We start from the raw sequence: 20,164 nt of genomic DNA, 5'->3' as shown, positions 1-20,164 counted from the left end.
CTTCCGTGAACTTCGATCCCATTCGAAAGTTCGGATTGCTCGACTGAATAGAGGGAATGCATAAATTGAAGCTATGATTTCATTTGCGCATTCTGAATAAGAATGTCAAGAGACGTGAACTTGAGGTGGCGCCATGGAGTGGATCAAGTTGATCGATTTGCCTGGCAATGTCGTACAAATCGGATCGATTATGCGAGTTCCCACGGTCTATACCTACCGAGGAGATTGGTATCCAGAGGCGATTGTGGATTTGCTGGTGTTCAATGCTCAGGGCTTCTCGAAGGAGTCGGCGACCGGGATGATTGCGATCACCGGATATAAAGCCGGTCTCATTAACGTGATCTTCCCGTTGGCCTCGAAGCCTGCTCAGCAATTCGGATTGAGCAAGCAATGGCTGATCGATAAATGGACGGAGTGGGTCTATCCGGCCGGCAATGTTCAAGACGTTTGGATTCGATTGGAATCTCAAGTGCTCGAAATGCCAGACGGAAGCGTTCCGGTCCCGATTGACTAAAGGAACGATGGGAACCACCGTTTCAGTCGATGCCCCTCAAGCCTCAGGATATGCGGGAATAATGAATTGGATAAAACTCGAAGATTTTGCCGATCCGAATATATTTTCGGGTCGAATTATCCGTGTTCCCACAATGAAATGTTATACCGGGGATTGGTATCCTGATGCGGTGGTTGATTTCATGGTATTCGAAGCGTTCACCATTTGCGACAATGCTGGTCTTGGTCTGATGGTTTTGTCTGGACCAAAGGCTGGGAAGATGAATGTGATTTTCCCAGAGTCGTCCTTTTCTCCCGGAACTTATGCCTTAAGCAAGAGTTGGTTGATGGAGAATTGGACGAAATATGTCTACGCGGATGGAGCCCCGACGCAGGTTTGGATCGCTGAATCGGATTCAGTTGATGCTTTGCCGGATGGCACATTGTGGAAAATTCCTGAGTAGCTTCGAGGTGTTGGATGTGAAGCGAGCGAATAGTGTTGGCGCAGATAGTGATGGATATCCGGTGGAGCGTCTGGCGCCGGACGTATCCGAGACCGATTGGGGATACAGCGATCAGTAGTACGGCGCAATTGGCTCGTCTCCGCGCTTCGCTTCAAGAGACTCCGCGGAGCATCGACGTCTGAAGTGGAGTTGGGCGACTACGTTCGTACGCATGCGCGACACGTCCCGCTGGGTGCGCCCGCATAGACTCCCCCGATGCTCACCGTCCACCACCTCAACAATTCCCGCTCGCAGCGGGTCCTGTGGCTGCTTGAAGAACTCGGGCTCCCGTACGAGATCAAGCACTACCAGCGCGACCCGAAGACGATGCTCGCGCCGCCCGAGTTGCGCGCAGTGCACCCGCTCGGCAAGTCCCCGGTGATCAGCGACGACGGCCTCGTGATCGCCGAATCCGGCGCGATCCTCGAGTACCTCGTCGACCGCTACGGCGAGGGCCGCTTCAAGCCCGCCGTCGGCACGCCCGACGCGCTGCGCTATCGCTACTGGATGCACTACGCCGAGGGCTCGGCCATGCCGCCGCTGCTGCTCAAGCTGGTCTTCGACCGCATCGAGCGCGCGCCGGTGCCGTTCTTCGTCAAGCCGATCGCCAAGGGCATCGCCGCGAAGGCCAAGGCGACCTTCGTGCAGCCGCAGATCGACAACCACATGAACTATCTGGAAGGCGAACTCGGCAAGAGCCCGTGGTTCGCCGGGTCAGAGTTCAGCGCGGCAGACGTGCAGATGAGCTTCCCGCTCGAAGCCGCCGTGCAGCGAGGTGGTGCCGCGGCGCGTCAGCCGCGTATCACCGAGTTCCTGCAGCGCATCCACGCGCGGCCTGCTTACCAGCGGGCGCTGGAACGAGGCGGTCCCTACGCGCTTGTGCCGTCCAAGTGACCGGCGCTACGCGGCAGTTGCTGCGGACTCGACGCTCAATGTGAAGCCGCACTCGGCGTCGAACATTCCTTCTTCGGCGAGCATCTCCAGCACCTCGCGCATGTTCGCCAGCACCTCAGCGGTACTCGTGCCTTGCGTGTAGGCGCTGCGGATGGCGGGCACGCTGCCGACGAGCATCTCGCTGTGCTCGTCACGTTCGATCAAGACGGTCAGATTCATGCAGAGCAGGATAGGGCGGCGCAAATCCTTCGGCCGCGAGGGGTGACGCGCGGAACCGACATCTCGCAGTCGAGGTTTCAGCGCGCCTGCCTTCAACCCTGCTTCGCCAGGAACACCGCCACCAACGCATTCGCATGCCCGTGGCCCATCTCGTGTTCCGTCTTCAGCAGCGCGACCAGCTCCATGTGCTTCATCGGCCCCGCCTTCTTCAGCACGCCCATCCAGTGAGCGATCGGCTGGCCGTACTTCTTCTCGATGGACGGGAAGTAGGACGCGGGTCCTTTGACTTTCTCTTCGGTGGTCATGACGTGCTCCGTGGTGGTTAGGGGAAGGCTGCGGGTCAGTGTCCTGACCTCATCCCCACGACGATCGACCCGCGCCGTTTTCGACACGGTCCTGGGCATCACCTGATGAGCTGATCAGCTGAGCAGCGACCACAGCAAGGCCGCGTTCGCCCCGGTCACCAGCGCGAAGAGCCCCCAGCTCAGCACCCGCACCACCGGCCCGTTGGCGAACTCGCCCATCACCGCGCGGTCGCCCGTCAGCCGGATCAGCGGCCACATCGCGAAGGGCAGTTGCAGGCTCAGCACCACCTGGCTCGCGACCAGCAGCTGTCCGACCGCCGCTTCTCCGAACCACATCAGTCCGATGAACGCCGGCACCAGCGCCAGGAAGCGCGTCGCCAGCCGACGCTGCCAGCATGGGATCTTCAGCCGGAGGAAGCCCTCCATCAAGACCTGACCCGCGATCGTGCCGGTGAAGGTCGAGCTCTGGCCCGCCGCCAGCAGCGCCACCCCGAACAGGATGGACGCGATGGAGCCGCCCACCAGCGGATCCAGCAGGTGGTACGCGTCCTGGATCTCCGTCACCTCGGTGTGACCGTGCGCGTGGAAGGCCGTCGCCGCGAGGATCAGGATCGCCGCGTTCACCATCAGGGCCAGCGTCAGCGACACCAGCGTGTCGATCGTCGACAGCCTGATCGCATCGCGCCTGGCCGACGCCGTGCTCCCCACGCGCCGCGTCTGCACGATGGACGAGTGCAGGTAGAGGTTGTGCGGCATCACCGTCGCGCCCAGGATGCCGATGGCCAGCAGCAGCGCCTTCGGATCCTGCACCGCGACGCCGTTGGGCACGAAGCCCTTCGCCACCGCCACCCAGTCCGGCCCGATCAGGAACAGCTGCACCGCGTAGCAGACGCCGATCGTCATCACCAGGCCGAGGATGATCGCCTCCACCTGCCGGAAGCCCCGGCCCTTCAGCCCGAGCACGATCACCGTGTCCAGCGCCGCGATGCCCACGCCCGCCAGCAGCGACATCCCGAACAGCAGGTGCAGCGCCAGCGCCGTGCCCAGCACCTCGGCCACGTCGCAGGCGACGATGGCGAGTTCGGCCATCACCCACAGCGGCAGGCGCACCGCCGGCCGGTAACGCTCGCGGCAGGCCTGCGCGAGGTCAAGACCCGACACCAGGCCCAGCCGCAGCGACAAGGTCTGCAGCAGCATCGCCGCCAGGCTGGACGCCAGCACCACCCACAGCAGCGCATGGCCGAAGCGCGAGCCGGCCTCGATGTCCGTGGCCCAGTTGCCCGGGTCCATGTAGCCGACCGAAACCAGCAGGCCCGGACCCGCCACGCGCAGCAGCCGCTTCCACAACGGCGCGCCTTCGCGCAGATCGATGGAGCCGTGGACCTCGGAGGGACAGAACGGGGCGGTGGCGGTGGTGGGCAGGCCGAGCATGGGGCGCATTCTCGGCCCAGGAACGACGCCGGTTCAGGTGTCAGGGCATCCTCCGGAATGTGGATGCCGCGTCGCGACGCGAGGGCCAGACTTCCTGGACCTCAAGGAGCCGTCGATGCCTGAAAACATCATCCCTTGCGATCGCTGCGAGGCCGCCTCGGCCGACTTCCGGAAGGCCGGATTCACGGTGCACGGATGCGATCCGCATCCCACCCTGACCGGCATGTGCGTGATCCGGTTCGACCGGCCGTCGAGCCAGGCGGCGCTGCCCGTCGCCGCCGGCGACATTCCCTTGACCGACACCCAGGTCCGCACCGCCAAGTCCATCGTCAACCTGTTCGAGACGGGACACGTGCTCGGCGACTACGGCCAGGTGACCGTGCTGACGGACGATCCCGGCCGCCTGACCTACGGGCGGTCGCAGACGACGCTCACCTCCGGCAAGCTCGCGGAGCTGCTCCAGCAGTACGCCGGCAATCCCGGTGCGCGCTTCGGCGCCGCCATCAGCGCCTGGCTGCCCGCCATCGCCGCGCAGGGCGAGGACCTCGACACCAACAGCCGACTCCACAACCTGCTGCGCGCCTGCGCCGACGACCCGGTGATGCGCGAGACCCAGGACCGCTTCTTCGACGTGGGCTTCTGGCAGCCGGCGGTCCGCAAGGCGACGACGCTCGGCATCCGCTCGGCGCTCGGCATCGCCGTCGTCTACGACAGCACGGTGCACGGGTCCTGGGACAAGCTCCGCAAGGACACCGACAGCCAGGTCGGCACGCTGGCCCAGCTCGGCGAGCAGGCGTGGATCAGCGGCTACGTGAGCACGCGCCGCCGATGGCTGGCGACCCACAGCATCGCGATCCTGCGCAGCACCGTCTATCGCATGGACGCGTTCCGCCGCCTCATCGACCTGAACCAGTGGGGCCTGGCCTTGCCCCTCGTGGTGCGCGGCGCCGAGATCTCGATGACCGCGCTCAACGGCACGCCGCCCGGCTGCTACGACGGCCCGGCGCCGGGCACGCGGGCGTTGTCGGTGCAGGCGCCGCTGCTGCGCGGCCTCGATGCGCGCCTGGTCCAGCTGGCGCTGTCCGACCTCGGCGCCGACATCAAGGCGGACGGCGTCTTCGGCGGCGCCTCGGCGCGATGCGTCAAGGAGACCCAGATCGCCCGCGGCCTGCCGGTCACCGGCGTGGCCGACGTGGCGCTCATCGGCGCGCTGGTGGGCTGACGGCGTCGCGGGCGGGGCCCGCTATAGTCCCGCCTCCCTCGCTGTTGCCGCCTTTGCGTCGCGACCCATGCCCCTGGCCGACATCCGCGCGGCGATAGCCGCCGAACTGGCCGCGACGCCCGAGTTCTACGATTTCCGCGTGCTGCGCAGCACGGCCGACGGCGCGCTCTGGCGCGTGACGCTGGAGCCCGACTACGTCTACGCCGAAGGCCAGCGGCCGGGGCAGGCGTCCGCGCACACGCTGCTCGACGAGCGCCTCGAAGGCGCGTCCGCATGGTGGGGCGCGCCGACCAAGGGCAGCGCGAGCGTGCGCGCCGTCGTCGTCGAGGACGACCAGCTCGTGCTGCAGAACGCCAGCGCTCCGCCGCCCGGCGAGGGTCATCTCTTGCGCCTCTACCCGCCGCGTTTCCTCAACGCCATCGCCGATGCCTGGCGCGACGACCCCTGGGCGTGTCGCGCCGCCGACTGCTGGCCGGGACTCTCGACGCCGAGAGCGAGGCCCGACGCGCCATCGCTCGACGGCTCGCCGTTCCGCTGGCTGCGGCCGGCGCAGCGCGAGGCGCTGAAGCTTGTCGGCTTCCACGACGCCTTCCTCTGGGGGCCGCCCGGCACGGGCAAGACGACGACGCTCGGCGTGCTGCTCGCGGAGTACCTCGACCGTCGACCCGGAGCACGCGTGCTGCTGCTCTCGACGACCAACCATGCCGTCGACCTCGCGACGATCGCGGTCGACAAAGCCTTGCAGAAGGGGCGTCGCGAGCACCTGCGCTCCGCAGTCCAGCGGCTCGGCTCGCGCTTCGATGCCGAGGCCTACGCGGGACGCGGGCATCTGATCCCCTCGTCGGCCACGCCGTCGCCGCAGGTGCTGGCGCAATGCCGCCTCGCCACGATGACGACGACCCGCGCCGCCTTCACGCTGAAGACGCTGCGCGAGCTCGCGCCCGAGGGCGAGCCGCCGTTCGACCTCGTCGTCTTCGACGAAGCCAGCCAGGTCAGCCTGGCCCATGCGCTGGCGTTGATGCCGCTGGGTCGAGCGCGGCTCTTCGCCGGCGATCCGCAGCAGCTCTCGCCGGTGCTGCGCAGCGAGGACCGCCTCGCGCGACAGTGGCTGGGGCGTTCACCCTTCGCGGCGATGCCGCGAGGCGGGCAGGGCGGGCAAGGTGGGCAGAGCGGACAGGGCAGCGCCGCAGCGGCGGTGGCGATGCTCGACGAGCAGTCCCGCATGGCCGCGCCGATCGGGGCGCTCGTCAGCGATCTGTTCTACGACGGCGCGCTGCGCGTCGCCGCAGAGGCGCTGGCGTCGGAGGACTGGCAGCGCGCGCGTGCCCGCGCGCTCGGCGACATTCCGGCGGATGTCCACGTGAAGGTGCATCGCATCACGCGCGAGGGCTTCTGGTCCGCGAAGGACCGCGGCCCGATCCGGCGCGAGTCCGCGGATGCGATCGCCGCGCTCATCGCCGAGGCGCTCGCGAGCGGCGACTGGGCACCGCACGAGTTCATCGTGCTGACGCCGTTCCGCGCGCAGCGGGCACTGATCCGGCAGCGGCTGGACGCGCTCGGCGTCGACGACGGCGTCAAGGTCAGCACCGTCCACCGCGCGCAGGGCAGCGAGGCCCCGGTGGTGTTCTTCGACCCGGCCGACGGCACGCAGCCCTTCCTGAAGACAGAGGAAGCGCGGCGGCTGCTCAACGTCGCGCTGAGCCGCGCGCAGGCGAAGGTGGTGATCTGTCTCTCGTCGGCCGACCTGACCAACGAGGTCCTCGCGCCCATCGTGCATCGCATGCGCCTGGCCGGCGATCCGCGCGAGGCGGTGCCGTTGCTGACGCTGGCGAAGGCGCCGGACTTTCCCTTCAACACGCGCGGGCTGCGCGTGGCGGCCGGGCGGCTGGTCGGCGAGGTCGATCGCATCGCGCCCGACGGCGCGCGGTTCTGGATCATCAACGAGCGCAGCGGCAACGAGGTCGTGATCGACGCCGAGTTCTGGCGTCAGAAATGAGCGCCACAAAAGCAAACGCCCCGCGGAGCGGGGCGTTCCTGGGCGAGGGCGGAGCCGGTGGGCGCCGCCGTTCAGCCTGCGATCAGACCGGCACGCGGCGCAGCATTTCCACGCCGACGTCGCCGTTGGCGACTTCGCGCAGCGCGGTCACGCCGGGCTTGTTCTTCGACTCCAGCTTGGGCGCGTGGCCTTGGCTCAGCATGCGGGCGCGGTAGGTCGCGGCAAGCACCAGCTGGAAACGGTTCGGGATCTTGGTCAGGCAGTCTTCGACAGTGATGCGGGCCATGCTGGTTCCTGAGAGTCGGGGTTATTCGGTAACGTCGGCAATGAGGTCGAGCGCGCGGAAGACAGTCGACCGGTTGCGGCGTTGGGTCGCGTATTTTAGCCGCTGCGCCTGGACAATCGACTTCAGGTCGAAAATTGCCGTCTCGAACACGGCATTGATGACGACGAAATCGAAGTGTTTCGCCTGCGCGACCTCTTCCCGCGCCGTCTGCATCCGCTTGGCGATCACCTCGTCGGCGGTGTCGCCGCGGCGGATCAGGCGCTGCTTGAGTTCATCCCAGCTCGGCGGCAGGATGAAGATCAGCACCGCGTGCGGGAACAGCTGCTTGATCTGCAGCGCCCCTTGGTAGTCGATCTCCAGCACGACGTCGTCGCCGTGCGCCAGCCGGGCCTCGATGGCCGCGCGCGAGGTGCCGTACAGGTTGTCGTGGACATGCGCCCACTCGAAGAACTCGCCCCGGTCGATCATTCCGCGGAACTCTTCCACCGAGACGAACAGGTATTCGCGCCCATGCTGCTCCTGCCCGCGGGGATCCCGCGAGGTGTGGGAGACGGAGACGCTCAGCTTGGCGTCCAGTTCCAGCAGCGCCTTCACGAGGCTGGATTTGCCCGCGCCGCTCGGCGCGGCGACGACGAAGAGATTGCCCGGATATTCCATCCCTAGATTTTAGGGGGCTTCGGCCCGCTTCAATCCGCTTCAACCCGCTTCTGCGGGCCCGTCCCCCCGGGCTTCAGCGGCCTCCGGCGGCCAGCCAGGCCTGCCAGCGGGCCGTCACCGCGAGGTTGCCAGGGTCGGCGCCGTAGGAGTCCAGCGCCCCCAGATTGGCGATGAGCGCCTGCCAGGCGGCCTCGCCGCGCTCCCGCAGCAGCACGTCGCGCAAGACCTGGAACGCCCGCGTCCGCGTGATCGGATCCGGGGCGCCGAGCAGCGTCGCCACGGTGGGCAGCGCCGCCGTGCCGCGCTCGATCAGGAGGTAGACCGCCACCGTGTACGGCCAGCGCAGCAGGTCCGGCAGGTCGTCCAGGGTGAGCGCCAGCGCATCCAGCGCGCGTGGATCGTCCAGCAGCGCCAGGCCCTCCGCGCCACGCCCGCGGACTTGCGGATCCGACTCGCCCAGCAGGAGGGCCAATGTGTCGACCGTCGCCGGGTCGGCGATCTCGGCCAACGCCTGGGCGATCTGCGCACGCGACTGTGCCACCGCACCCGGGAGCGCGGCGAGCAGCGCCGGCGTCGCGGCCGCGCCCATCGTCACCAGCGCCGCCAGCGCCCGGGCCTGATCGTTGGGGGCGGCGGTGCCCAGTTGCGCCACGAGATCGCCGGGCGCCGGCGAGGGGGTCGATGTCGTCATGTCAGGGTCCTGCGGGAGCGGGCGTGGCGGCCGGCGGCGCCGTGTCGGTGAACGTGAGCAGCACGCGACGGTTCATCTGCCGGTTCGCGTCGCGCGACTGGTCCGCGCCGACCGCCGGGTCGCCGCCCTGGTCGCCGGTGCCGGCGTTGGTGGTCGCCGCGGTGGACGCGCCGTGGCCGAGGAGGATGCCGTCGATGCGCCCTGCGGAGATGCCCCGCGCCAGCAGACCGGCCTCCACCGACGAGGCCCGTCGCAACGACAGGTCCGCGTTGTAGGCGCTGGCACCGCCGACCTGGTCGGCGAAGCCCTCCAGCGCCAGGTGCACCGTCGGATTGCGGGTCAGGTAGGGCAGGAACTCGTCGATCTTGGCGGCCTCGCCGGCGGAGAGCGCGGCGCTGTCGAAGTCGAAGTAGAACGAGACCGGCTCGTGCACGTAGAAGTCGCGGTGGCGCTCCAGCGCCTCGTCGAAGGTGGCGGACTGGCCGCCGGCCGCGCTGGCGAATTCCCCCTGGACGACACCGGCGTTCAGGCTGAAGCCCCAGCTCAGCGCGCCGTAGGTGACGCCGGTGTCCTCGCTGCGCGCGACGGTCTCGAAGCTGTAGTCCAGGTTGCGGGGCGCGGCGATGCCGGGCGCGTCGAACAGGCTGGCGGAGCGGATGTCGGCCGGATCGCTGGAGCGCTTGAAGCCCGGCACCTGCGCGCCGCCGCCCGGGGCGAAGGGATAGTTGGGCGACAGGGCGCTGCCCGGCGCGGCGGGCGTGCCGCCGGCGCCCAGGGGTTTGTGCAGCACGTCGGTGGAGAAGCCGCCCTCGACGCCGCGGGCCGCGTCGTCCTGGGTGCGCACGCCCGGGTCGCCCAGCGCGCCGCGAGGCGCTTGCGGCGCCCCCATCGACTGCGGATCGACGTCGACGCCGCGATCGGTGAGACGCACGATCTGCACCAGCGCGATGGTGTTGGAGTTCGGCGAATCGACGTCGGGGATGAAGCGGATGGTGCCGCTGAGGCCGCTGAAGGTCGGCGGCGTGTTGGCGCCGCCGCTGGAGGCCGTCATGCCGATCTCGAAGCCGCCCAGCGGCACGGGCATGCTCTGCATCAGGTCGCGCTGGATGACGGGCGGACCGCCGCGCGCGCTGATGCCTCCGGGGACGCCCGCGCCGGCCGCGCCGCCGCCCTGCTGCACCGTGTGCGTCAGCTCGTGCGCCATCAGGTCGCGGTCCTGCGGGCCCTGGCCGGCGCCGAAGTAGATGTCGCCGCCCAGCGTGAAGGCGCGTGAGCCGAGGTCGCGGTTCAGCGACGCGGCCTGGCTGCCGCTGTGCAGGCGCACGTGGCCCAGGTCCATGCCGAAGTACGGCTCCATCGCGCGACGGGTGGCGTCGTCCATCGGCCGGCCGCTGCTGCCGAGGGTCCGCGTGAGGCTGGAGGTCGGTGAGGGGCCAGGTCTTGCCAGAGGGGAGGGGCCCGCGCTGGTCGGCGGCGGCGACGCCGCGAGGCAGGTCGATGCGACGCGATCGGCTTCCTGCTCGTGGCTGTCGTTCGGCGCATTGACCTGCAGGCGCGCGCCGGTCGGCGCGGCGGTAGCCGCTGCTGTGGCGATCGATGGCGTTGACGTAGGCGACGTCGATGGTGTCGAAGTTGAAGTTGAAGTTGAAGTTGAAGTTGGAGTTGAAGCGGTCGACGACGCCGTCGCCGTGCGCGATTGCAGGAAGCGCGGCAGCCCGGCCGGGCCCGAACCGCGCGCGCCGTCGCCGCCGGTGCGTCGCGCACCGGTGTGCTGGTGGGGAGCAGTGAATCGCATGTCGCGGTCTCCTTGTCAGTCGGTGCGTCGCAGCGCGTCGCGGCGCTGGCGCTCGTGCGCCGCGCGCGCTTCGGCGAACGCGTCGTCGCCCCATCGCAGCTTGAATCCCAGCAGCACCGGTTCCATCCAGGAACGGGCCAGGTCTTGCCCCAGCAGGTCGGCCAGCGTCACCCAGGCCGACGCCGTCACGCGGTATGCCTCGGTGCGATCGCCCCTCAGATCGGCGGCGCGGGCCAGCGCCACCGCCGCGGCGAAGTAGCTCAGCGGGGCCACGGCCTCCAACGCTGCCTCGCGCGCGAGGTGGGCGAGCCGGGCGGCTTCGCGCGCCTGGTCTGCGTCGCCGTCGTCCAGCGCGCACTCGTCCAGCACACATTCGGCCAGCGTGCGCTGGACCTCCGCGCGCAGATGCGGGTCGATGTCCAGCCGCGCCTGCACGCGGGCACGGCCGAGTACGTCGCGCGCATGGGCGAGTTGCCCGATCCCGCGCGCGGCCTGGGCCTGCTCCACGTCGACCCACGCCGGGGCGGCAAGGTCGTCGCTCATCAAGGTCGCTGCTTCGTCGAAGTGGATCCAGGCGCTGTCGAACGCGCCTCCTCGCACCTCACTTCCCGCGAGCGAGCGCAGCACGGTGGCTCGCGCCCAATCCGGCAACGAGAGCATTTCGGCAGCGTCCAACGACTGACGCCACGCCTGGCTCGCGCCGCTGTCGTCGCCCTGCGCCTGCAGCGTCTGCGCGCGTTCGGCCTCGGCTGCGAAGCGCGCGGCGGGCGATGCGGGATCGCGTGCGACCACGCGGTCGGCGGCGGCCAGCGCTTCGTCCAGCGAGCCGCCCGCGCGCAGCAGCGACGCGGCCATCTGCTCGCAGTGCGCGGCCTGGCGCGCGCGTCCATCGGATGATGCGCGTTGCGCCGCCTGCTGCAGCTGGCGCGCGGCGGACAGCCAGTCGCCCGCCGCGACCGCGCGTTGCGCGGCCGACAGTTGTTGCTGCTGCTGCTGCGTCGGCTGCGGATAGGTCCCGGGATGGGACTGCCCCGACGGCGGCTGATGCGGATCCTGGATCGACGCCATTCCTCATGCTCCTTCGCGAGGCCGGTACCCAGCCGCGATCATGCGCTCGCGCGTCTGCGCCACGGCGGTCTCCCGGGCCTGCCGATGGGCGCTCGCCCAGGTCTGCCATTGCGCGGACAGCGTCTGGATCTGCGTCTGCGTCTCCTCGGCCTCGCCGCCGGCCTGCGCGCGCGCCGCACCGGCGCGCTGCTCGAAGCCGCGCGACTCCTGCGCGCGGGACTGATTCCGCTGCGCGAGCGCCGCGCCGTCGGACGACGACTGGCTCAATTGCGACTGCGATGCCGTCGCGCCGCTGGACACGGCGGCGATGCGCGCGCCGTTCGCGTCGGCCTCGGCCTGGCGCGCGGGTTGAGCCGTCTGCTGCGCCTGCACCGCACTGCCGGCACCGTCGAGCGCCTCCAGGAACTGCTGGCCGTCCGAGTTCATCTTCAGGATCCCGCGTTTGGCGCCCTTGAGCACGTCCGGGCTGTCGGGCAGCGCATGCGCGAGGTAGGTGAAGGACGTGAAGGCGCGCAGCGGCTCGGTGATCATCGCCAGCCCCGCGGCGCGGTCGGCGAAGCTGCCGAGCGTGTTGCCGACATTGCCTTCCTCGGACTGCCGCTGCTGGTTGGCCGCCTCGCGGTTGGCGACGGCCTGCTCGTGCGCCTGCGTGGCGGTGATCGTCGCCTGTGTCCGTTGCTGGAACTGGTCCAGGGGCGCGGCATTGGCCTCGTGGTGCGAGGCGTCCGCGCCCGTGGTGCGTTCGAGCGCCTCGGCGCGGGCGCGCGCGTCGAGCAGGTCGATCAGGCGGTTCTGCAGCTGGACGACCTCCTGCGGCGAACCGGGCGGCGGCGGGTAGCCGGGGGTGACGTGTTCGACGATGGGGTCGTTGCCGCGGGCCCGGCCGGCGGAGAAGTCCTCGGCGCGACGGGCGACGCCTTCGCCGACGCGCCGGCCGACGAAGCCGCCCACCGCGGCGCCGACCGGACCGCCGCCGAGGACCGATCCCACCGCGGCGCCTATCGATCCGCCGCGCGCGATGCGGGCACGCGCCGCGGCGTCGTAGCGGACGCCCGCGGGCGCCGTCATCCGCTCGGCGCCGAACCATTGGGAGTACGCGTCGCCGACGCCACGCACGACGCCGCTGCCCGGGATGTGGGACCACGCGCTGGCCGGCGCCGCGGGCGGGACGCGAGGGGGCGCCGGGCCCCGCGGGCTCGCGACTGGCGGCGTGCCTGCGGCGCCGGTCAGTGCCGGTGAGCCGGTGCTCGACCGTGACGATCCTGGTCCGGCGGCGTCGAGGTTGACGATCACCGATGGCAGCTGGTCCTGCGGCCGGAACGCGCTGTCGGGCCGGGGCTCGCCGCGGCTGGTGCCGCCGCCGGTGTCGCCGGGGCGCTCGGTGTTGATGTAGATCTCGCCCTCGCGGGTCTGGAAGCGGCGGCGGGCCGCGGCGTCCTGGATCAGCAGCCATCGCTGCGCCGGCGACAGCTCCGGCGTGTGCAGCCCGGCGCGCGCGCTGGCCTGCAGCTCCTCGTGCCAGGGATCGTCGCGGGCCTGGCCCATCAGCTCGGCCTCGCGGTGGCCGATGATCTCGTGGCCCAGGACCGCGCGCGGCTCCAGCGCCGCGTTCGCCGGATTGGCCAGGCCGGTGGGGCGCTCGCCCTCGGGCAGCGGGTTGATGTCGGGGCCGATCAGCAGCGTGTCGAAGGCGCCGGGAATGTAGGCGGTGTTGCGGGAGCCGCGCTGGATCTGGTCGCGCGGCATGCCCATGCTTTCGGCCATCGCGGCATGGGCCTCGAACTCCGCGTCGGACAGCGGCTCGGTGCTGCGGGTCTCGCCTTCGCCCGCACGGCGCGGCGCGGGCTCCGACGGCGTGGGGGCCGCGTCGGGCGTGGCGGTCGCGTCGGGCGTGGCGGTCGGCGCGACGTCCGGAACGACGGCGGGCGCGGCGTCCCCCGTCGGCGAAGCGGTCGTCTCCGGGAGTGCGTCCGGCACGGAGGCGGCCGGCGAGGTGGACTCGAGCGGCGGCGGCGCGTTCCTTGCCTCCTCGGCGGCCAGCAGCTGGTTGATCGTGTCGATCTCGCCGCGCAGCCGATCGGCCCGGCGCTGGAACTCGGCGGCACGGGCCGGATCTCTCTCCGAGCGCGCCCGGCTCTCCATGTCCCGCATCCGGGCCCGACGCTCGGTGATGATGTCCCGGCTGACGTCGCCGCTGCTGGACACGCCGTCCGCCACATCGGCCTGATTCGCGCGGTTGAACTTCTGCGCCTGCGGATCTTCATGGAAGCCGGGACGGTCCGGCGCGTCCGGGTCACGGAAGGTCGCGGTCTCCAGCGGCGCCGTGGTGTCGCCGCCGTGGCCCATCTCCTTGTGCAGACCCTCGGGCAGCGGGATGCCGGCCTCGGGCATGTGGGCGAACTCGGGGAAATCCGCCACCGACAGCATGTGGTGGAACTCCACGCCGGGCGGCAGCTCGCCGGTCCGGCTGACGTAGTCGAGCTGGGCGTCGCTGAGGTACTCGAGCGCCGCCATCGTGCGGGCGTTGTGTTCGCCGCCGTTGAGCGCCTGCTGCAGCTCCAGCCCGGCCGCGGCGCGGGCCCGGGCGCGCAGGTCGGCCTTCACGCGCTCGGGGACCACCGACTGGTCCGGCGCGCGCGGATCGCCGCGCCGTTTCGCGCGTCCCGGCTCCTCGGGCAGGTTCTGGAACTCGGGGTCCACCAGCCCGCCGCCTTCGGCCATGCGGCGCTTCTCGCCGATCTCCTCCAGGCGGGCCTGCTCGATCTCGGCGGAACGGATCTCCTCCGGCGTCGGCGCACGTTGCTCCGGTGCCGCGCGCTGGTCGTCGGTGATCCGGCGGCCCTCCGGAATCGCCGGCTCGACGGGGCGCTCGGTCGGGCCCAGCGGATCCACCGGCCGTTCAGTGGGACCGAGCGGATCGACAGGCCGCTCATTCGGACCCGGTGGATCCACCGGAATCGCCGGATCGACGGGCAGCGCGGGGGCGTCGGGATGGCCGGGCAGTTCCGGTCCGTAGTCGGGCAGGGTGCCGATGTCCGGCACGCCGGGGGCTTTCGGGATCTCGGGAATCGGGACGCTGGGATCGGCCGGCGGCAGGATCTGGCCCGGCGAGTCGGGCGACGCCATCGGCGCGTCGACGCCGGGTACGGCCGGGCCGTCGACGACCGGCGCGCCCGGGGCATCGAGGGCCGGCACGACAGGCCCCTCGATGGGCGCCACCGACGGGCCATCGATCGCGGGCGCGATCGGACCGTCCACTGCGGGCGTCACGGGCGAGTCCACGGCCGGCGCTGCGGGCGTCGCCGGACCATCGACCGCCGGCGTCACCGCGTCGGCGCCGGGGGCCGGTGCGCCTTCCACGGCGGGCGGCGGGTCGGCGGTGATCGTCGGCCCGTCGCCTGACGCGGCGGGCGGCGTCTCGTGGTCGGGCAGATGCGGCGTCGGTTCATGGCTCAGGCCCAGACGCCGAGCGCCGGCGCCCGCGACGCCCGCGCCGGCCAGACCGCCGGCCATGCCGCCGATGAATCCGGCGCTCGCGCCCGCGGCCTCGCCGATGCGGCCGCCTTGCGCCTCGACATCCATCGGGTCGGAGTTGCTCGTGAAGGTGTGCAGCGCGCGGAACATCGTGACCAGGCGCTGCAGCACCATCGCGTTGATGCCGTCGAGGACCATGGTCCCCAGGCCGATCGCGCCGGCGATCGTCGACAGCGTCGCGGCCAGCGGCGTGGCCACGCCCACCGTCAGCACGGTGATGACCCACATGGCGATCGAGATGGCACCGATCACGCCGGCGATCACGTTGAGCACCGCGGTCGCGATGCCGATGATCTCGCTCACCGCCGCGATGCTGTTGGCGAGCTGTTCATAGACCGAGGCGCCTTCGCCGAAGCGGCCGATGGTCTCGCCGGTGCGGCTCCAGTCGCGGGTGGCGAGGTCGTAGGCCGACATCACGCCGCCGATGACCGCGCCGATGGCGGGCAGCGGGAAGCTGCGTGCCAGTGCCGGTCCGGCCAGTCGCGCGACCAGGCGCCCGACGCCGACCTCGGCCAGCCGCGTGCCCGCGCCCACGACGAAGCCCGTGCCCAGCGCATGGCCGAAGCCGCCGAGCGCGCCGGCGCCCGCCTGCTGGACGACGAAGTCCGCGCGCGTGGACGAGCCCGCCGCGCCGACGTGGGCGGCAGCGGCGCCCCAGCGCTGGTGCTCGGCGAGTTCCGCGTCGATCAGCGCGAGGTCGCCCGTGGCGAGCGCGTCCAGGCCGTCGGGCGAGGCGCCGCCGCCGTCGCCCGCGTCCGAAGTCGGGCCGCCGCCCGCGCTGCCTCGCGCGCCTCCAGCGCCTGTCGTTTCGCCGCCGCTGCTGCCGTCAGCGCCCGCGCCCGCGCCGCCTTCGGTGCTGCCGCCGTAGTCGCCACTCCCGCCTGCATCGCCATCGCCCCCGGTGCCATCGCCCGCAGCGCCGCCTTCTCCGCCAGTGCCGCCGTCCGCTGCCTCGACAGCGGCCTCGGCTTCCGACGAGACCGCGCCTTCGCCTTCGATGTCATTGCCGCCCGCGCCGTCTCCAGTGCCGTCGCTGCCTCCGCTTCCACCATCGCCGCCGCCGTCGCGCGCGGTCGTCGGATCGAGCGTCGCGGATTCGACCGGACGTTCCACCAACGCTGGCGGCTCGGTAGCGCGGCTCACCAGTTCGCTGGCCTCGTCGACGGAACGCGTCACGGGCGCCGCGGAGGTCTCCGAGGCGACCGACTCTTCGACGGGGCCTTGCTCGCCGTGCAGGTCCCGCGCGGCCTGCACGGGATCGACGGCAGTCCCCGGGCTGTCGCCCGCGCCGCCTCCACCACCGCTACCGACGCCCACACCGCCGGCGCCTCCCGGCGACAGATAACGCGGCGTGCCGGCCTCCGGGACCGGTTCAACGGAGGCTTCCTGCTCGGGCGCGGCGCTCGCGCCCGTGCCGGTTTCCTGACCGCGTTCCGGCGGCGCGCGCGCCGGGCGCGGGCTGGCCACCGCCGCGCCCATCACGCCTCCGGGGCCAGGCCGGCGGGCGTCTGCCGGCCCAGCTTGCGGCACTCGGCCGCGACCGCCTGCAGCGCGTCGCCGTATTGCATGACACGCCCCGCATGGCGCGCGCGCGCCGTGGCGGCGAGCACGATGTTGCGGATGTGGCCGCCGCACAGGTCGCAGCTGGTGGCCAGGCGGTTGAGTTCGCCGTCGCTCAACGCGTGTCCAGTGCCGAGATGGCCTACCCACAGCGCGCGGCGCTCCTGCGGCGTGGGCTGCGGGAAGTCGAGGATCACGTCCAGCCGGCGCGTGAACGCGCTGTCGAAGCGCCCGCGGCTGTTGCTGGTCAGCAGCGCGATGCCCTCGAAGGACTCGACGCGCTGCAGCAGGTAGTTGGTCTGCGCGTTGGCGAAGCGGTCGTTGGACTCCTTCACGTCGGTGCGCTTGCCGAAGAGCGAGTCGGCCTCGTCGAACAGCAGCACGACCTCGGCGTGCTCGGCGCGCGCGAACAGCTGGGCGAGGTTCTTCTCGGTCTCGCCGATGTACTTGCTGCAGATGGCGGCGACGTCGACGCGGTACAGCGGCAGTCCCAGCTGCGTCGCGAGCCAGCCCGCCGCCAGCGTCTTGCCCGTGCCCGACGGGCCGACGAACAGCGCGCGCACGCCGGGCCGGTAACGCGCACGGGTGGAGGCGCCCAGGCCGTCGGACAGGTCCTCGCGCAGCTCGCAGCGCTGGCGCAGCGCGGCCAACGACTCGCGCAACGAAGGCGGCACGATGAGCACGTCGTCGGCGATCGGCTCGGACATCAGCTCCGCCAGCGCGCCTAGCTCGGCGGCCAGGCCGCTGCGCGCGGCCGCGGCGATGTGCCGGAGCGAAGGCGTGGAAGCCTCGTCGCCCGGGCCTTCTCCCGCCCTCGCCAAGCCGGCCTGATACCTCGCCGCGCGGCCGATCTGCGCGATGCGTGCGGCGTCGTAGCGGTACTGGCGGCCCGCGCGTCGTGACAGCGCCTCGTCGCCGAGCAGCGGCTGCCACAGCGCCGCGCGCTCGTCGGGTTGCGGCAGCGGCACGCGCCAGCTGCCGACGGTGTCCCCGTCGCGCGAGAAGCTGCCCTCAGGCCCGCTCGCCACCAGCAGCGGTCCTTGATAGCCGGGCAGGGCGGGCAGACGACGCGACTCACCGGGCCCCAGCTCCATGCACAGCACGGGCACGAGACCGCACAGCGCGAGCCACAGGCCGGCGCCCGGGGCCGGGTCCTGCTCGAAGAACGCGGGCTTCGCGCCGAGGGAGCGCGCGATCCAGGCCGCGGCGCTGCGCGCCTCGCGCGGATGCCCGCTGCGCACGACCAGATGTCCTGCATCCACGCGCAGCGCGAGCGCCTGCTGGCGCGCTGCCTCCAACAGCGAGGGCGCGACGTCGAAGGCCGGCGCCGCCATCTCGACGCCCGGCCACCGCGAGGCGCCGTCGCGCAGCGCGAGCACGAGCGGCAGCGGCACGCGCAGCGACTGCTCGGGCAGCGGCCGGAGCGTGGCGGCCTCGGCGTCGAACTGCAGCAGGCCAACCTCGCGCGCGGCGCCGTCGAGCAGCGCGGCCGGCGGCGCGTCGAGGCCGAGCGCCCGCGCCGCCGCCAGCACGAGGCCGACGGTGGGGCGCGATCCGCCCGCGGGCGCCTGCAGCCACGCGACCACGCGCGCGGCCATGGCGTCGACTTCCACGGCCATCGCCAGCGCGACGGCGATTAGCTCCGGCGGTCGGAGCGGCATCGCGCGAGCGAGCGCGTGCAGCAGTTGATCCTCGGCCGGGGGCTCGTCGAGCCAGGCTTGAAGCAGCGTGCGATCGGGTATGGCGTCGTTCGTGGCATCCGGTCCATTCAGATCAAACGAAGCCACCGAGGCTGCCGTGGCAAGCCAAGCCGCCTCGGGCCCGGCGGATTCATCGCCGGACTGCAGCGCGGACAGCGCCAGCAGATGCAACGCGGGCACCTGCAAGGTGACGGTGGCTTGCGGGGCGTTCATGCGTCGCTCGCTCCGTAGTGGAAGGCGACCACCCGTCCGAACCACGGCACCCAGCCGGGATCGAGGTCGAGCCCCAGCCGGCGCAGCCGCAGATCGCATTGGTCGAGCGTGAAGTGCAGGTCGACGTGCGTGGCCGTCGCGCACACCTGGCCGCGGCGGCGCACGAGCCGAACCAGTCCGATGCGTCCGGCGCGGTGCAGCCAGCGTCGTGCGTCGGCCAGGATGCCCGCAGCGTCCGCTGCCTCCGCTTCCGGCATCGCGTCGGCGCCGGCGGCCGTCGCGACCTGCCACATCGGATCGTCACGCGGTGCGTGCGAACGTTGCAGCGCCAGCCGGAGCACCGCCGCCACGAGGCGGCAGGCCGCTTCGTCGTCCGGCGCGCGTTGCGGGACGCCGAGTCGCACCAGCACGGGCAGCAGGAACAGCAACCCGCCGCAGCGCGTCGGCTGCAGCCACGGCCACGCGTCCGAGCTCAGCGGAGCGCACGCATCGCGTGCGTCGTCCGTCTCGTCGGCCTCTTGCAAGCGCGAGGCGGACGGCGCATCACGACGAGCACCGATTGGCATCGAGGCCGACTCGTGCGGTGTCGTTGATCGTAGCGCGGGATCGGACCGGTCGACGGAGCCTTCCCGGGAAGCCGTGCCGTCATCGCGACGGTCAATGACGGGGAGGCACTGATTCCATCGCGCGCTTGCGGCGGTCGATCCAGGCGGAAGATCGGTGCTCGGCGCCCGGAACTCCGCTTCGCGACCGTGGTTCGCGGGAGGCAACGAGCCGGCGGCCTCCAGCAAGCGACGAAGCCAGCGCGGAACGAGCGCGTCGTCGCCATCCGCCGCATCGGATGGCGCTGCGGACGTCGATGCGGAGGTCGAGTTGGAAGTCGAGGCGGACGCCGATGGATCCGCCCGCATCCTCATCTTGCCCGCCGCGTCGTCCGACGCTGTCCGCGCCCGGCGGGACGACCCCTCGGCGGACGCATGACCTGACCCTGGCGCCAGACCGACGAGGTCCAGCAGGCGATCGGCCACGTCGTCGTCGAAGCAGAGGGCGACGCGCGCGGTGCCGACCCCACGGACGAGCGCTGCCGTCCATTGCGGCAGCGCGACGCGGCCCTCGGGCGTGTGTGCGATCGCGAAGGCGATCCGCGCGAGGTTGCGCCGCGCCGGTAGCGTCACGTCGAACTCCGGCACCGCAAGCGGCCAGTACCACGCATCGGCGCGTCGCCCCCGCAGCAACTGTCCCGCCAACTGCAGGCGCGCCTCCAGCACGCCGGCGAAGACGACGCAGCCCGCATAGTCCGCGGCGCCATCGTCGCCGTCCGTCACGGCGAGTCCCGAGGCATCCCCAGCCGCCGCCACCCATTGCCGTGAGACCGCGGCCGCCTTCTCCTCGATCACTCTGGACAGCGCCTGCGACGTGGCGCCGGCCGTCACGCGCCCCAGCGCCAGCTTCCTCACGACGATCAGTCGTCCGCCGTCGTCGCCCAGGCTCGCGCAGCGCAAGGCATCCTCCAGCGTCGGCAGGATGCGGCGCACGGCCGCCTCGCCGGGCGCGCGCAGCCGCAGACGGCGGACGGTGCGTTCAGGCGCGGCCATGCG

General features: G+C 71.2%; 16 protein-coding genes. 5 read left to right on the top strand and 11 right to left on the bottom strand.

The window, feature by feature from the left end; translation table 11 throughout:
• Nucleotides 1-133: 133 nt before the first annotated feature.
• The 3 genes from imm45 (ABE85_RS13420) to ABE85_RS13415 all read left to right on the top strand — a co-directional run bounded on the left by imm45 (ABE85_RS13420) (nt 134) and on the right by ABE85_RS13415 (nt 1,889).
• On the top strand, nt 134-514 hold the full coding sequence (gene imm45, locus ABE85_RS13420; protein ID WP_082938588.1) for an Imm45 family immunity protein: 381 nt from the start codon (nt 134-136) through the stop codon (nt 512-514).
• Nucleotides 515-521: 7 nt separating this feature from the next.
• Nucleotides 522-956 carry an Imm45 family immunity protein gene (gene imm45, locus ABE85_RS27585; RefSeq protein ID WP_197507006.1) on the top strand — a complete coding sequence of 145 codons (435 nt, stop codon included), beginning with the start codon at nt 522-524 and terminating at the stop codon, nt 954-956.
• Nucleotides 957-1,211: 255 nt separating this feature from the next.
• On the top strand, nt 1,212-1,889 hold the full coding sequence (locus ABE85_RS13415; RefSeq protein ID WP_067275203.1) for a glutathione S-transferase family protein: 678 nt from the start codon (nt 1,212-1,214) through the stop codon (nt 1,887-1,889).
• Nucleotides 1,890-1,895: 6 nt separating this feature from the next.
• Here ABE85_RS13415 and ABE85_RS13410 read toward each other — a convergent pair whose 3' ends face one another.
• From ABE85_RS13410 to ABE85_RS13400, 3 genes are all read right to left on the bottom strand, one after another.
• Nucleotides 1,896-2,108 (bottom strand): type II toxin-antitoxin system HicB family antitoxin, encoded by a 213-nt coding sequence (locus tag ABE85_RS13410; RefSeq protein WP_067275199.1) that lies wholly within the window; start codon nt 2,106-2,108, stop codon nt 1,896-1,898.
• Between the two features lie 92 nt (nt 2,109-2,200).
• Complete coding sequence (locus ABE85_RS13405) at nt 2,201-2,413, bottom strand: DUF4287 domain-containing protein (protein ID WP_067275196.1); 213 nt, start codon at nt 2,411-2,413, stop codon at nt 2,201-2,203.
• Between the two features lie 114 nt (nt 2,414-2,527).
• Nucleotides 2,528-3,844 carry an Nramp family divalent metal transporter gene (locus tag ABE85_RS13400; protein WP_067275194.1) on the bottom strand — a complete coding sequence of 439 codons (1,317 nt, stop codon included), beginning with the start codon at nt 3,842-3,844 and terminating at the stop codon, nt 2,528-2,530.
• Nucleotides 3,845-3,959: 115 nt separating this feature from the next.
• On the opposite strand from ABE85_RS13400, the gene ABE85_RS13395 reads away from it, so the two are divergent.
• Together ABE85_RS13395 and ABE85_RS13390 are read left to right on the top strand one after the other, a co-directional pair.
• Complete coding sequence (locus ABE85_RS13395; RefSeq protein ID WP_067275190.1) at nt 3,960-5,066, top strand: peptidoglycan-binding protein; 1,107 nt, start codon at nt 3,960-3,962, stop codon at nt 5,064-5,066.
• Between the two features lie 67 nt (nt 5,067-5,133).
• Nucleotides 5,134-7,062, top strand: coding sequence for a DEAD/DEAH box helicase (locus ABE85_RS13390; RefSeq protein WP_067275187.1), 1,929 nt, complete (start codon nt 5,134-5,136; stop codon nt 7,060-7,062).
• A gap of 82 nt (nt 7,063-7,144) precedes the next feature.
• Here the strand turns inward: ABE85_RS13390 and rpoZ are convergent, their stop codons facing one another.
• From rpoZ to ABE85_RS13350, 8 genes are all read right to left on the bottom strand, one after another.
• On the bottom strand, nt 7,145-7,348 hold the full coding sequence (gene rpoZ, locus ABE85_RS13385) for a DNA-directed RNA polymerase subunit omega (protein WP_058936171.1): 204 nt from the start codon (nt 7,346-7,348) through the stop codon (nt 7,145-7,147).
• Between the two features lie 21 nt (nt 7,349-7,369).
• On the bottom strand, nt 7,370-8,005 hold the full coding sequence (gmk, locus tag ABE85_RS13380) for a guanylate kinase (RefSeq protein WP_067275179.1): 636 nt from the start codon (nt 8,003-8,005) through the stop codon (nt 7,370-7,372).
• A gap of 73 nt (nt 8,006-8,078) precedes the next feature.
• Nucleotides 8,079-8,696 (bottom strand): HEAT repeat domain-containing protein, encoded by a 618-nt coding sequence (locus tag ABE85_RS13375; RefSeq protein ID WP_067275177.1) that lies wholly within the window; start codon nt 8,694-8,696, stop codon nt 8,079-8,081.
• Nucleotide 8,697: 1 nt separating this feature from the next.
• A complete protein-coding gene (locus tag ABE85_RS13370) occupies nt 8,698-10,491 on the bottom strand; it encodes a DUF4157 domain-containing protein (RefSeq protein ID WP_082938587.1) in 1,794 nt (597 codons plus the stop codon).
• Nucleotides 10,492-10,506: 15 nt separating this feature from the next.
• Nucleotides 10,507-11,559, bottom strand: a complete 1,053-nt coding sequence (locus ABE85_RS13365) for a hypothetical protein (RefSeq protein WP_067275173.1) — start codon at nt 11,557-11,559, stop codon at nt 10,507-10,509.
• A 3-nt stretch (nt 11,560-11,562) separates the two neighbouring features.
• Entirely contained in the window at nt 11,563-16,572 is a 5,010-nt protein-coding gene (locus ABE85_RS13360; protein ID WP_067275169.1) for a hypothetical protein, read from the bottom strand.
• Nucleotides 16,572-18,566 (bottom strand): ATP-binding protein, encoded by a 1,995-nt coding sequence (locus ABE85_RS13355; protein WP_067275166.1) that lies wholly within the window; start codon nt 18,564-18,566, stop codon nt 16,572-16,574. Before ABE85_RS13355 ends, ABE85_RS13360 begins: the two co-directional genes overlap by 1 nt.
• Nucleotides 18,563-20,161, bottom strand: coding sequence for a hypothetical protein (locus ABE85_RS13350; protein ID WP_067275163.1), 1,599 nt, complete (start codon nt 20,159-20,161; stop codon nt 18,563-18,565). The genes ABE85_RS13355 and ABE85_RS13350 overlap by 4 nt, the downstream gene beginning before the upstream one ends.
• Nucleotides 20,162-20,164: the final 3 nt, after the last annotated feature.

Source organism: Mitsuaria sp. 7, from assembly GCF_001653795.1.
In the GTDB taxonomy this organism is placed as follows: domain Bacteria; phylum Pseudomonadota; class Gammaproteobacteria; order Burkholderiales; family Burkholderiaceae_C; genus Roseateles.
This window is presented reverse-complemented; position numbering and strand designations above follow the sequence as displayed.